The sequence below is a fragment of the Streptomyces sp. NPDC059832 genome (genome assembly GCF_042731715.1).
GTDB lineage: Bacteria > Actinomycetota > Actinomycetes > Streptomycetales > Streptomycetaceae > Streptomyces.
Window position 1 is genome coordinate 545,634 of sequence record NZ_JBHWIY010000001.1, and the last position, 12,557, is coordinate 558,190.

At 69.1% G+C, this 12,557-nt stretch carries 10 protein-coding genes and 3 pseudogenes; 6 read left to right on the forward strand and 7 right to left on the reverse strand.

Annotated elements, in window-relative coordinates; translation table 11 throughout:
* Positions 1-57 precede the first annotated feature (57 nt).
* Positions 58-210 (forward strand): annotated as a pseudogene (locus ACFV8T_RS01970) (IS481 family transposase); the annotation flags it as partial.
* 559 nt (positions 211-769) lie between these two features.
* On the opposite strand, the gene ACFV8T_RS01975 reads toward ACFV8T_RS01970, so the two are convergent.
* A complete protein-coding gene (locus ACFV8T_RS01975) occupies positions 770-1,294 on the reverse strand; it encodes a MarR family winged helix-turn-helix transcriptional regulator (protein WP_385323407.1) in 525 nt (174 codons plus the stop codon).
* Between the two features lie 52 nt (positions 1,295-1,346).
* Between ACFV8T_RS01975 and ACFV8T_RS01980 the strand changes: the two genes are divergently transcribed.
* On the forward strand, positions 1,347-2,321 hold the full coding sequence (locus ACFV8T_RS01980; protein WP_385323642.1) for a DMT family transporter: 975 nt from the start codon (positions 1,347-1,349) through the stop codon (positions 2,319-2,321).
* A gap of 732 nt (positions 2,322-3,053) precedes the next feature.
* Entirely contained in the window at positions 3,054-3,368 is a 315-nt protein-coding gene (locus ACFV8T_RS01985; RefSeq protein ID WP_385323409.1) for a hypothetical protein, read from the forward strand.
* A 29-nt stretch (positions 3,369-3,397) separates the two neighbouring features.
* On the opposite strand, the gene ACFV8T_RS01990 is transcribed toward ACFV8T_RS01985, so the two are convergent.
* From ACFV8T_RS01990 to ACFV8T_RS02005, 4 genes and pseudogenes are all read right to left on the reverse strand, one after another.
* Positions 3,398-3,730, reverse strand: coding sequence for a hypothetical protein (locus ACFV8T_RS01990; RefSeq protein WP_385323411.1), 333 nt, complete (start codon positions 3,728-3,730; stop codon positions 3,398-3,400).
* Between the two features lie 56 nt (positions 3,731-3,786).
* Positions 3,787-4,161: a hypothetical protein gene (locus ACFV8T_RS01995; RefSeq protein WP_385323412.1), complete on the reverse strand. Its 375-nt coding sequence runs from the start codon at positions 4,159-4,161 to the stop codon at positions 3,787-3,789.
* Between the two features lie 802 nt (positions 4,162-4,963).
* Positions 4,964-5,311, reverse strand: coding sequence for a hypothetical protein (locus tag ACFV8T_RS02000; RefSeq protein WP_385323414.1), 348 nt, complete (start codon positions 5,309-5,311; stop codon positions 4,964-4,966).
* Positions 5,312-5,522: 211 nt separating this feature from the next.
* Positions 5,523-6,111: pseudogene (locus ACFV8T_RS02005) on the reverse strand (TetR/AcrR family transcriptional regulator).
* Between the two features lie 102 nt (positions 6,112-6,213).
* Here ACFV8T_RS02005 and ACFV8T_RS02010 point away from each other — a divergent pair.
* Positions 6,214-6,585, forward strand: coding sequence for a DUF4267 domain-containing protein (locus tag ACFV8T_RS02010; RefSeq protein ID WP_385323416.1), 372 nt, complete (start codon positions 6,214-6,216; stop codon positions 6,583-6,585).
* Between the two features lie 704 nt (positions 6,586-7,289).
* Here the strand turns inward: ACFV8T_RS02010 and ACFV8T_RS02015 are convergent.
* On the reverse strand, positions 7,290-9,086 hold the full coding sequence (locus ACFV8T_RS02015; protein WP_385323418.1) for a S8 family serine peptidase: 1,797 nt from the start codon (positions 9,084-9,086) through the stop codon (positions 7,290-7,292).
* Positions 9,087-9,779: 693 nt separating this feature from the next.
* Here ACFV8T_RS02015 and ACFV8T_RS02020 point away from each other — a divergent pair.
* Positions 9,780-10,559: a 4-hydroxy-tetrahydrodipicolinate reductase gene (locus tag ACFV8T_RS02020; protein WP_385323420.1), complete on the forward strand. Its 780-nt coding sequence runs from the start codon at positions 9,780-9,782 to the stop codon at positions 10,557-10,559.
* Between the two features lie 216 nt (positions 10,560-10,775).
* On the opposite strand, the pseudogene ACFV8T_RS02025 reads toward ACFV8T_RS02020, so the two are convergent.
* Positions 10,776-11,006, reverse strand: a pseudogene (locus tag ACFV8T_RS02025) (LysR family transcriptional regulator); the annotation flags it as partial.
* A 138-nt stretch (positions 11,007-11,144) separates the two neighbouring features.
* Here ACFV8T_RS02025 and ACFV8T_RS02030 point away from each other — a divergent pair.
* Complete coding sequence (locus tag ACFV8T_RS02030) at positions 11,145-11,987, forward strand: DMT family transporter (RefSeq protein WP_385323643.1); 843 nt, start codon at positions 11,145-11,147, stop codon at positions 11,985-11,987.
* The last annotated feature ends 570 nt before the right edge of the window (positions 11,988-12,557 follow it).

Genomic DNA, 12,557 nt, shown 5'->3' on the forward strand with positions numbered 1-12,557 from the left:
GGCACACTCTCCACGTCGACGGCTGATATGTAGACGATGCCGACTTCATGCCGACGAGGCATCACCGTCGAGCGTGTCCTGACCGACAACGCCTGGGCCTACACCAAGAACACCTGGCGCCAGATCTGCCGTGACCCGGGGATCAGCCCACGCTGGACCCGCCCCTGGCGTCCCCGGACCAACGGAAAGGCCGAACGATTCCACCGCACCCGCACGTGGGAACGAGTTCAAGAATGGGGGGTTTCCCCTGCCCAGGCCAGCCCCCGCGTGACCTGCACCTATGTGGCCGGGTGAGGGAGATTCGCGGGTTGTTCAATCCGGTGGCGAACCATCCTTTGAACAATTCCTTTCCGGTCGTTAAATAACAGGTCGGCGCTTTAATTTACGGCTTGCCTCCAATGGGAACTGAATCGGCATCGTCAGGCGTAAGCCTGGGTAGCGTGGGCTTCGCCGTCGTCTGCGGCTGCAACCACCGGCGTGCAGTCCTGTGCCCTGCAAGGCACTTGAGCACCAAGTTCCGGACCGATAGCCGACCATCCGTCTCCTGTTGGGAGTCGAGGCGGGGCAAAGGAATCCGTGGGCCGCGGCGGTGTCTCCCGGCCGGGGTGTCCAGGCACGGACAGGATCTCGGCCGGCCACCGGGGCTGGGCCGTGTCGTGCCGGGCCACGCACGTAGGGGAACTTTCGGTGAGCGGTACCGGGCGTGATTTTCGCTCAGGAGCATCAGCTTCTGCGTGAGGCGCTCCGGGAGCGACATGCGCGTGGTGGGTCACTCGCTGTTGGCGGGACGCGGATGTTCCATGCGGGAGAGCCAGGTGGTGAGCAGCGTTTCAAGTGTCTTGGCTTCAACCGGCGTCAGCAGATCCAGCAGGTGGCGTTCGTTGTGCATGTGGTCGGTGAACGCCTGGTCGATGAGTTCGCGTCCAGGTGTGGTGAGGGCGACGATCCGGCCGCGCTGGTCGTCGTTCGACCGGCGGCGGGTGACGAGTCCGGCTCGCTCCAGGCGGTTGATTCTCTTCGTCATTGCGCCGGTGGTGACCATGGTGTGCGCTGCGAGCTCGCCGGGTGCCCGTTCGTAGGGCTCACCGGCGCGGCGCAGTGCGCACAGGACATCGAACTCCCCCTCGCTGAGCCCGTAGCGGCCGTAGACGAGGCAGAGCTCCTCGGTGAGCAGGTTGGCCAGGCGGTGCAGTCGGCCGATCACGCCCTGCGGCCTGACGTCGACGTCGGGCCGTTCGAGGTGCCAGTCGGCCTGGATGCGGGCCACTCGGTCCAGCGGTTGATGGTGCTCCATGGACTCCAATATAGCTTCCCGGGAAGCTATATTGTCTTCCGTGGAAGCTAATATGCGTTGGGTCGCACTGACCGCAGTCGCGCCGGTGGCCTGGGGGACCAACTACTTCGTCACACACGAGTTCCTGCCGGCCGACCGCCCGCTGTACGGGGCCGCCCTGCGGGCGCTGCCCGCCGGACTGGTCCTGCTGGCCCTGTGCAGGCAGCGGCCGCACGGCGCGTGGTGGGGGCGGTCCGCGGTGCTCGGGCTGCTCAACATGAGCGTGTTCTTCGTCCTCGTCTACGCCGCCTCCCAACTGCTTCCGACGAGCGCGGCCTCGACGGTCATGGCGATGTCCCCGCTGACGATGATGCTCATCGCCTGGCCCCTATTGTCCGAGCGGCCCCGTACCGCCCATCTGGCCGGCGCGGCGGTCGGATTCGGCGGGGTCTGTCTCATGCTGCTCACGGGGGTGGAAGGGGTGAGCGTACCGGGAGTCCTTGCCGCGGCCGCCGCCATGCTGGTGTCGTCCTTCGGTCACATCCTGGCCAAACGGTGGAGCGGTGGTGCCGACGTGCTTGCCTCGACCGCCTGGCAACTCACCGCCGGGGGTGTGTTCCTGCTCCCAGTCGCCGCGGCTGTGGAGGGCCCTCCACCCGCGCTCTCCCCATCAACGCTCCTCGCGTTCGGCTACGTCGCCCTGGTCGCCACCGCGCTGGCCTTCGCCGCCTGGTTCACCGGGCTGCGGCACCTGCCTGCGGGGACAGTCGGACTGATCGGACTGCTCAACCCCGTTACCGGCGTGCTGCTCGGCACAGCGGTCGCCGGGGAGGTGGTGACCGTTCAGCAACTGTGCGGACTGGCCCTGGTCGTGGCCGGAGTCGTCCTGGGTCAGCCCAAGCGCGCGGGCCGACGCGACAGCAGCCAGACACCTTCTCGTCCGGTATCCGGCGAGTGTCCCGCAGGAGCGCCCTCGACACGCAAGCCCCCCGTGAGAATCAGGCGTGGGAGCAGCGAGCCCCGCCACAGATCCGCAGAGGACAGGTGAAGTTCCGCCATCACATCACACGCCGCTGGCTTCACGGGCAGTGATCACTTACGGAATCCGATTCCCGGCGATCTGCTGGCGAGGCTCACCTGGCGTAACCGCCGAGGCCAGACCCGCGGCCTGAAGTACGTGGTGGATGGCCGTCTTGAGCGCTCGATCAGTCTTCAGGGGTTCTACCGTCTGACCTCCGAGTCGGCTGACGAGCTGTCAGAAGTTGTCGGCAGTGCTGCCTCTTGATGCCGACGGACGAGCAAGGAACCGGATCACACCCGCTCGGCTGTCCCTCTCGTGAGCGCCGACCCGTTCTCGTCACCCGGCACGTTGCGTTTCGTCGTAGAGCGGAGTCTCCGGCGCCTCGACCGGGCAGGCGGCACGCAGCTGCCCGCAGGAGTGGGGTCGCCCTGCACGACTTCGGCGGCGTGCACTTCCGCTCGGAGAGCACGGCGTACCCGCCCGTCTCCAGCGCGATCCCGGCGTCTGCGACAGTCAGGTGGTGCAGCAGCCGCTCGCCCGGCGGCCGCGGGACGCTCAGGCCGGTGCCGGCGATCCGGGCAAGCGCGACTCAATGCTTCGCCGGTCAGCGGAGTGATCAGTGGTCGGACTGTCCTCGCCCATGCCTGGTGCAAAGGAGTGGAGTCATCCCACAACTTGCGGAGCGACAACCGTGCCTCAGCGGTAGCGGCACACGTGGCTCATAGCGTGACACAAAGCCACCGACGAAGAGGCAGAAACATGATCAGGAAAATCGCTGTCGTAGCGGCTGCTGCCGCCGGCCTCGTTCTCACGAACGCGAGCTGGGCCGTCGCCGACTCGGGCGTCCACGGCAGCCGCAAGGGCAACCCCGCCGTCGCATGCGCCGTCGGTGGAGACGCGGGCGTGTCGAACATCTGCGGCAACACGAACATCTTCAAGCCCGACATTCTGGGCAGCTTGCTCAACCTGTTCTCCCCGCCGCCCACCACTGACGGCGGCGGAGGTAACAACGGCGGCGGCAACAACGGCGGGGGCGGCGGTAACAACGGCGGCGGGAGCGGCGGCAACAGCTGACCCCGCCCGACCCTGGCGTGTTCGTGCCCTCAGCCTGGCTCTGGCCACCAGGTACGGGAAGCGGTACCCGCTCCGGATCGGTGAGAAATCGGGCTGAGGTCCTCGCTCCATCGGCCCCGGCGCCGCCCTCCCCGGATCGTGGCTGTGGACTTCGGGGTGAGCTCCACCTCGACGGCGATCGGAAACAGCGGGGTGGGCTCGATGGTGACCAGGGCGAGCCAGTGCACGGCGCGGGCGCCGACGGGCACGGCCGGCGTCTCCCCGCGCCGGGCACCGGTGGGTACCCGGGGTACCCGGAGTGCCGCCAGGAGCTCCGCCGGGCGGCCGGGCACGGTTTCGGCGGCGTGGAGCCTCACCGCCATCACGCCCACGCCTGCTGTGCCCCGTCAGGTAGGTCGTAGCGCGTGAGTGTGGGAGATCAGCCGGTCGTGTCGATGAGTTCTGCCGGCGCTTCCGCTTTCTTCTCGACGAATGCCCACTCGCCGTTCGGCGCGGAGATCGGGGTGTCGGGTGGGATCGTCATCCGCAGGGAACCGTCGTCGGTGATGAGAAGCATCCCGTGGGCAAGGAGGGAGTGCTCCGAGTCACGGGCATCGTCCTTGCTGCAGCCGGAGTTGGGAGCAAGCCGGGCTGCCGGGTCCGATTCCGCCAGGATGAGATCCAATTGCCCGGCGGCGCCCAGCGGGATGTGCGGCCCGTAGGTCTCGCGGTAGCGCGACAGGGCCCGCATGGTGGTGGCCTCGCCCGATTCGGGCCCGCAGCGGACCGCCGGGTCTACCTGTATGCGCGCCATGCCTGCGCAGCGGCCAGCCCTGCTCCGAGTTCTGGTCATTCACTCGTAGCTCACCAACAACGCCACCGAGGCCGACATCGTCGTCCGGCGCCAGCCGATCGAGAAGGCACGTGCACAGCGCCGCCGCCAGGCCGCGGCGACCCAGGCCGCCGCCTTGCGCAGGGCCGGCGCGGAGAAAGCCGGTCGGGCGATCGGCCCTCGGCTCCTGGAGCAGATGGCGTGACCGGCAGCAGGTCAGGCGCTGGCCTCCGGCCACGTGGTGTCCTCGCCGGTCGCTGGCACGACCTGGTCGTCGTCACCAACTCAGAGCGTGCGTCCGAGGTTCCTGCTCGGTCAGCAGCTGCAGTGCGCGCTGCTGCCTGCCGCTTGCGTTCAGCAGCTTCTTCGAGGGCCTTCGGGCGGGCGGCTTCGGGCCGTGGCCAGGGGCTGTCCCTGCTCGGGGATGTCGGCCTTGCGGGCGAGTTCGTCACGCTCGGTGCGGGTGGCGGCTTCGGATGCGAAGTAGGCGGCAGGGCCCAGGTGACGCTCTTTGAAGGTGTTGCATCAGGGGAACGTGACGAAGCCCTTCCCCGGTGGAGGGAAGGGCTTCGTGAGTGAGCGCTGGGCAGGCCTTGCACCTGCATTTCCCCACGGGAAGCGGGGCGTCTTTCCTTGGACCACCAACGCAGTGCCAGTCACCGCAAGTTCCGGCGAACTGTCAAGATCAATAATAGCGCATGTGGGCAGTCGGCCGGCCCCCGGCCGACGCGCGATGGTTTGTGATTCCGGCTGCGGGCGAGGGCCCGCTCGACCTGGGCCGCGTTCATCCGGCCGACCGCCCGGCCTTCGGCACGGTGATTCCCGCCGCTCCGCTCGCCCAGCTCGCCGCCGGCGAGCCGCGGAACGTCTCGTCCATGGTGGGGCGTTGGGTTGCCTCCGCCGGGGGTGCCTGGGTCGGGCGGGCGGTCTCGGCCGCCAGCGGCGGGGAGTCAGGGTCGTCGCCGGCGAACAGGTCCACTATCCGCCCCGGTGCGTGCGCCACCACCAGCAGCACCAGCGAGGCCGGCAGCCCGACCACGTACCAGCCCGCGCTCCGCTTGGGCCGCGCGAGCGTGTAGCTGCGCCAGCCCTCCAAGCCGCAGCCGCGCTCCGCGCGCAGCCGCTTCGCCACGTCGCGGGCCCGCGAGACGGCTCCTTGGGCGCGTCGGCAGCACCCGCCACCGACTCGCGCAGAAACCGCTCCCACTCCTGAGCGTGACGGATGGCGATCACTTCTCCAGGCGTACGACCACCGGAACACTCACCCTGGGGCGCCGACGAAGCAAGCTGACCGGCATGGCCGAGGCGATCACCGTGGGGTATGCCTTCGAGAGGTGCCGGGCTCAGGCTGCGAGGTGATTTACCAGCAAGGCCAGTCGGCGATCGTGGGCCTTCTCGGGGAGGCGGCCGCTGCGGGTGAGGGATGCCAGGCCGTGCAGGCTGGCCCAGTACGTCTCGGTGAGGAGTCCGATGTCGTCGCCGTCGGCCGCGATCGGGGCGACGGCCTGGCGGAGCTCGTCGAACGCCGCCTGGAGTTCGGCCGGAGCCTCGGCTGTGGCGAACGGCAGATCCACGGCCAGCGTGAACATCGCGTCGTACAGCGCGGGCCGCCGCCGCGCGAACGCTGTGTACGCCGCGCCGACCGCGGCCAGCGCGCCCCGCTCGTCCGTCTCGTCCGTGCGCGCGGCGCGCAGCGCCGTCGCCAGCTCCGCGCAGCCCTCCACCGCGACCGCTGCCATGATCGCGTCCTTGCCCTTGAAGTGGCTGTAGAGGACCGGCTGGCTGTACTCGACCTCCGCACTCGACCTCCGCCGCCAGGCGCCGCGTGGTCACCGCGCTCCAGCCCTCCGCCTCGGCCAGCTCCCGGGCTGCCGACACGATCAGCCGCTCCCGCTCCGCCCGCTCGCGCTCCCGGCGCGTCTGAATCGTCATACCTAAAACTCTAGCGGCGCTAGTGAATCTGCCGACGCCTTGATAGCTTCGCTCCTGTTGCTAGCGTCGCTATATTCCGGAGCGAGCTCAAGGAGAGCTGTCATGACTGTCACCGCGTACACCCTGGCCGTCGTACTCGATCTGTTCGTCGTCTTCATCGGGGTGCGCTTCCTGTTCCAGCCAGTCGCGTCCGCAGCCGGCTACGGCGTGCCCGCGGCGCCCAGTGGCGGCGACCCCGCGTACCTGACCATCAAGGGCCTGCGAGACCTCACCTTCGGTCTGCTGGGCCTGGCGCTACTGGCGTTCGCCGGCGCCCGCGCCGAGGCATGGTTCATGCTTCTCGTCGCGCTGGCGCCGCTCGGGGACACGCTCATAGTGCTCCGCCACGGCGGCACGAAGGCGGTCGCGTACGGCATCCACTTCGCCACCGCCGTAGTGGTCCTCGGCAGCGCCGCTCTGCTGTTCGCCATCTGAACCCATTCCGGGAACGAGGAAGGGGCCGCTTTCGCCGCCGCCGGCCGGTTGCGGTTCGCCGGGGCCCCACCCGGAGCCGGGGCCCCGGCGCTATCGGGCGGAAGCTGAAATTGTTGCAGGCCGCGACGCTGCCTTCGTTCACCACGTGCGACTGAGCGCTTCAGCTGGCGATTCCCACCAACTGAAGCGCTCAAAGAGCGTTTTGTCCTGGCGGGGTGTTTGGTAACTGGCGCGATGTCAGTCGCAGGCTGGCCGTCCGGCGCGACGGTGCGCAAGGGACGCGTCGTGGTGCGCAATGGACTGCGGGCAATCGCACGAGGCTACGCCCCGGCGCGCGCACGCGCCGGGGCGGACCGCTCGGGGCTGCCCGCCATCAGCGGTAACCTGCCCCAGACGCACGCGCGACCACCTACTCATCGACCGGACACGCCGACCCGATCCACAGCTCAGGCGCCGCGCCCGGGAGCCCTGCATCAACGGTCTTGCCGCGGAAGCGCATACGGCGGCCTGACAGTGACGCGAGCGTGTCCTCGACCCCCGCGGCATACACGTCCACGGCACTGTCGGGCGTTCGTAGGACGAATGACAACGTCGGACGGTTGTCCGGGCCGGTGACCCTCGGCGCGGACTCCAAGGTGCCGAGGACGTCCAGTTCGGGCTCGGGTCGCTCCACGTACCACGGCTGGGAACCGTGTACGTCGATATCAGACGCCCGGGGTGTAAGCGGACACATAGACGGTTTGCGGCCCGGAGGGCACGTTGTATCCGGTGATGCGTACCTTCCAGACACCTGCTGCGATCGGGGCCGTCGCCCTGCACCGCTCGAAGACGCTGGAGATGGAGATGCTGGACGCTCGTACGACGCCCGACGGGTCCACCAGGGCGACGTCGATGTCGCTGTGCACGGAGCCGTCGGGCCACCAGATGGCGGCGTCGATGAAGGGTGCCGCGCTGCTGATCGTGCCGAAGTCGAGGTCGACCGTCGCGTGGTGAGCGATGGCCATCTTGCCGAAGGTCTGCAGTCCTCCCCAGGGCAGGCGTACGTGTCCGGCCCCGGAAGTGTTGTTGAACGACGGCGTCTGACCGGACAGGATGAGGGACGCGTAGACCTGTCCGGGGTCGATGGTGCCGGTGCCGCCTCTCAGCCAGTTGCGCAGCAGCCCGGCCGCGCTCGCGGCGAACGGTGTGGCACAACTGGTCCCGCCGAAGACCTGCGTCGCGGTGTCGGTGGTGCTGCTCGCCGTCGTGACGTTCGTCGGGGTCTGTATGTCGGGCTTGGTTCGGCCGTCGGCGGTGGGGCCGCGGCTTTGGAAGTTGCTCTGCTGGCCGGTCTGGAGGTCGAAGCACCCCACTCCGATGGCCCGGCGGGCATTGGCCGGGCAGTTCACCGTCCCGGCGTTGGGGCCGTTGTTGCCGTTGGCGGCGATCACGACCGCCCCGGCGTTGAACGACGCGTCGGCCGCCTGCGCGATGGCACTCAGGTGGTCGCCGCCTCCCTGCATCTCCGCGACGATGACCGGCTGCAGCGCCGCTACCGCCGCCTGAAAGCCCCGCACCGCCGCCGCTTGGTCGAGCCCCTGGCACGGGTTGCCCGTGGCGTAGACCTTGTAGCTGTCCAGCGTGATGCTGGTGACGCCACGAAGGTTGTTGCCCTGGTTGGCGTTCGCCGTGATGATCCCCGCCGATGAGGTGCCGTGGTTCCAGCAGTCGTCGTTGGGGTTGAGGCCGGTGCCCGTATTGCAGTTCGCGCCGCCGTTGTTGCAGTCTCCTCGGAAGGAGACGTGCGAGGGATTCGTGAACTGGGTGTGAGAGAACCGCACCCCGGTGTCCAGCAGTCCGATCCTGCCCCCGTTGCACGGTGGGGTCGTGGAGGTGAAGTACGGCTCGGACGCCAGACTGGTGCGGCCGTCACCGACCTGCGGGCTCTGCGGTGGCTGCTCGCCGGAGAACCGGGGCTCCACGGAGACCACGTCGTCCCGCGCCGCCATGCGCTCCACCGACGCCAGGGGCATGTCGACCACGGCACCGTTGATGAGCCAGAAGCGCTCCACCGGTTCGGCCTCGTATTCTCCGAGCCCGGCCTGGAACCGTTCGTACCCGGCCGCCCGCTGCTGCTCGATCGCGGAAATGATGTCCCGGGCCTGGTCCAGGAGCGCGCGGTTGCGGTCCGACTCCGGCGGCTCGTCCGTGGCAGGTTCCGGGAAACGCGGTATCGGCACCGAGTCGTCGAGAACGACGACGACCTGTTCGCGTTCGTTCGCCGCCCGGTTGTCCAGCCACTCGCGCAGAACGGGGTGAACCTTGTCCCGCTCGTGCTGCGGCCGGGGTCCGTCCGATTCCTTGGGCTCCGGCTCCACGTGGCGAGAGGTGGCGACATCCGCGAGTGCGTGGACCTCTGATCGGTACGGCATTCCGTTGCGCTGCTCGACGCGATACACGGTGTTCTGAGGGTCCGCGTCCTTCCGGCCTGTGGGGTCGGGAATGCTCGGTCCGGTGTTCATCACTGCCCCTGTTGCCTCTCGGCTCCCTCGATGAGGACGCCGACGGGTCCGACCGGCGGTGCCCCGCAGCTGCGGCCTCGAAGTCGCAGATCCGATGCCGCCGTTCCTTCGCCGTCCCGCGAAGGAGCCCTGATGAGCGTGGCGAGAGGCCCTGATCCGCCTACGTGACCACAGCCCTGTCCGGGGCCGTACCGCAGTCGTCGGGCCACAGGACCCACCCAATACCGCGTCGGGGCTGGGCGCATCCCGGCAGGGGTGACACAACCGCCGAACGGATGAAACCCGGTGGGTAGAGCATTGGCTACCGTCTGCGGTGGGCACGGTCCTGCCTGCCCATCCCTGTGCGCGCCGACCGAAGCCCCTTGCCTCTAACCAGAATTGATGAACAGTCAGGGTGTATTTCGTGGAACGGTAGAGGTTGACGCAGCAGGGTGTGAGGAGTACGCCACAATGCGCAACGGGAGGTGGGTGGTTCGCGACTCGCTTCTCGACGCCACGCGGCTGATGCCCCTGCTCGCGAAGATTCCGTCCGTCGCCGGCTTGGCCGGGCGGCCGCGAAGGCGACCGGACGCGCTCCTCGGCGACCGAGGCCACGACCACGACAAGTACTGCCGTCTCGTCCGGGCGAAGGGCGTCAGACCGGTGATCGTCCGCCGCGGCGTTCGTCAATGTCTGTTTTGCCGGTAGCACCGGATGGGCCGCTCCGCCCATTGTCGGGGCCATCGACCGGGCCGACGACCTCGTCCTGACCGCTGGTGTCTCCCGCTCGGCCGCCGGGTCGACGCTGGCGGACGGGTCGGTTCCAGCAGCGGTGGATCGGTACACGATTCGGTGGCCGCAGCACTCCGGGCCGCTCCGGTGGACGTGCTGGTGGACTTCACCAGCACGGCTGTTGTCCGGGCCAACGTACTCACCGCCGTCCGGGCCGGAGTCCACGTCGTGGTCGGTTCCAGCGGTCCGACCGCCGACGACTACGCCGAAATCGACCGGCTCGCCCACGAGCACCACACGGGTGTCATTGCCGCCGGCAACTTCTCCGTCCTGGCCGCAGTACTGCGGCACGCCGCCACCATGGCCGCAGAACACCTGAGCCACTGGGAGATCATCGACTACGCCGGCGACACCGAGCCAGACGTGCCCAGCGGCACATCCCGGGAACTGGCCGAAACGCTCGGCACGATCCGCGCACCCCAGCCTGCCGTCCCGCTGGGCAATCTGCATGGCCCGGTGGAGGCACGCGGCACCGAGGTCTCCGACAGCCGCATCCACTCGATCCGGCTGCCGAGCTTCGTGGTCACCACCGAGATCGTGTTCGCCGGTCCCGGTGAACGACTTGTGATGCGTTACGACCCCGGCGCCGACCCCGATCCCTACATCGCCGGAGCCCTGTTGGCAGTTCGCCGGGTGAACGAGACGGTGGGCGTGCGCAGGGGCCTCGACTCCCTGCTGTTCGGCAACCCGGACCAACTCTGAGCTCGGGCGTCGCGCGGTCGAGGCCCACGCTGCGGCCATCTGCAAGCGTCACCGTTCGGGCGGCCGTGACATCCGACCGCCTTTGTCCGGCCTGACTGTGCGCCGAATCCACGCCGGTCACTCGGGGTACCCAGCACAACTTGCCTGCCTCCAAGGGCATTCGCCAACGGCGACTGTGGAATCGTGACCGTTCCACGGCCACCGGAACTCTCGCATCGGGTCACGTCCGCGGCTGGTGCGGTGCAGCAGCCGCACGCCGAGGAGCTGTTCCAGGGCGTGCAGGGTGCGGGAGACGGCGGCCTGGGAGATGCCCAGCGCGAGGCCCGCGTCGGTGAAGCTGCCGGTGTCGATGATGGCGACCAGGCAGCGCAGGTGCTTCGGCTCCAGGTCGGCCGGGCTCCGTCGCCCACCCATACGCCCAGCGTATCGATGTGCCGGTGGATGCATTTTGCGTATCGTCGCGAAGGCTCCACCGTGGACGGCATGGTGCTTGAGAGTTCTCACCACGGCGCCGGACATACTTCCGGCAACACCCACGACAGCGGCACCGGCCGGGCCGGCGGGCGCCTGGCCGGTGTGGCCCTGATGCTCGGCAGCGGCCTGTCCAACCAGGCCGGAGCCTCAATGGCGGCGCTCGCCTTCCCGGTGCTCGGGCCCGCAGGCGTGGTGGCCGTCCGCCAGTGGGTGGCCGCCGCAGTGCTGTGGGTGGTCGGCAGGCCGCGGCCGCGATCCTTCACCGCGGCGCAGTGGCGTCCGGTCCTCGGGCTCGCGCTGGTCTTCGCCGCGATGAACCTGTCCCTCTACACGGCCATCGACCGCATCGGGCTCGGGCTGGCCGTCACGCTGGAGTTCCTCGGCCCGCTCGCGGTCGCCCTGGCCGGCTCGCGCCGCCGTCTCGACGCCCTGTGCGCGGTGGCCGCCGCGGCCGCGGTGGTCGTCCTCGCCCGGCCGTCGCCCTCCACCGACTACCTGGGTATCGCCCTGGCCCTGCTCGCCGCGGTGTGCTGGGCCTGCTATATCCTGCTCAACCGCGCGGTGGGCCGCCGCCTGCCCGGGTTGGAGGGCTCGGCCGCCGCCGCCGCGCTCTCGGGCGTGCTTTACCTCCCCATCGGCATCGTGGTGCTGTGGCGCCATCCCCTCACCGCCACCGCGTTGGCCTGCGCGCCGGCCGCCGGCGTGCTGTCCTCGGCCGTGCCCTTCCTGGCCGATCTGCTGGCCCTGCGGAAGGTGCCCGCGCAGTTCTTCGGCGTGTTCATGAGCGTCAACCCGGTCTTCGCCGCGCTGATCGGCCTCGTCGTGCTCGGCCAGCACCTCGACGCGGCGGCATGGTTCGCCATGACGGTGATCGTCGGGGCCAATGCGGTCGCCGTCACCACAGCAGCCCCCGCCTCTCCCGCCCCCGTCACCGACAACAGGAGCACCCCGTGAAGGTCCTCACCGTCCACGCCCACCCCGACCCACGGAGCTGGGGCTGGAGGTACTGCTGCGAGGGAGGCGGCCCGACGGCAGCGGGTTCACCTACTTCGACACCGCCCCCGGCACGGGCATCGTTCTACAGATCCGCGCCGGCTGACCTTTCCCGATCGGCCGAGGCAGGGACGCCCGTGCTGCTCGGCGCGGGCGCGGTTCCTGGTGGTGTCGCTGCCCGCGGACATGCTCGCCGGGGCGGACAGCGCCGACGTGCCGTGTACCGCGCATTGCGGCGTGCGGCACATCGGGCTGCATCCATACTTACCGGCCTGAGTACGTCACTCCGATGTTTCATAGATGGTCGCTCATGAAACACCCGCCCGCCCGGCGGTCCACCTGCGGCGATCGTGTTTCGTGAGCCGTTGCAAACGAGTGGACGCCTGAAACACCCTCATGAAACGGTTCGGAGCTGTGGCCGACGACTTCAAGCGCGTGGGTTCGAATGATTGCCCGATGTTCACCTGTGCCGCCCCGGCCGGCTCGCCCTGCCGCACCGGCAAGGTGGCCATCCAGTACCACACTTGCGGG

Excerpts from the sequence above, each read along its gene's own strand:
- ACFV8T_RS02020 (WP_385323420.1), top strand. The coding sequence starts at position 9,780 with ATGGGCCGCTCCGCCCATTGTCGGGGCCATCGACCGGGCCGACGACCT.
- ACFV8T_RS02010 (WP_385323416.1), top strand. The coding sequence starts at position 6,214 with ATGACTGTCACCGCGTACACCCTGGCCGTCGTACTCGATCTGTTCGTC.
- ACFV8T_RS02015 (WP_385323418.1), bottom strand. The coding sequence starts at position 9,086 with ATGAACACCGGACCGAGCATTCCCGACCCCACAGGCCGGAAGGACGCG.
- ACFV8T_RS01990 (WP_385323411.1), bottom strand. The coding sequence starts at position 3,730 with ATGGCGGTGAGGCTCCACGCCGCCGAAACCGTGCCCGGCCGCCCGGCG.
- ACFV8T_RS01975 (WP_385323407.1), bottom strand. The coding sequence starts at position 1,294 with ATGGAGCACCATCAACCGCTGGACCGAGTGGCCCGCATCCAGGCCGAC.
- ACFV8T_RS02030 (WP_385323643.1), top strand. The coding sequence starts at position 11,145 with ATGCTCGGCAGCGGCCTGTCCAACCAGGCCGGAGCCTCAATGGCGGCG.
- ACFV8T_RS01985 (WP_385323409.1), top strand. The coding sequence starts at position 3,054 with ATGATCAGGAAAATCGCTGTCGTAGCGGCTGCTGCCGCCGGCCTCGTT.
- ACFV8T_RS01995 (WP_385323412.1), bottom strand. The coding sequence starts at position 4,161 with ATGGCGCGCATACAGGTAGACCCGGCGGTCCGCTGCGGGCCCGAATCG.
- ACFV8T_RS01980 (WP_385323642.1), top strand. The coding sequence starts at position 1,347 with ATGCGTTGGGTCGCACTGACCGCAGTCGCGCCGGTGGCCTGGGGGACC.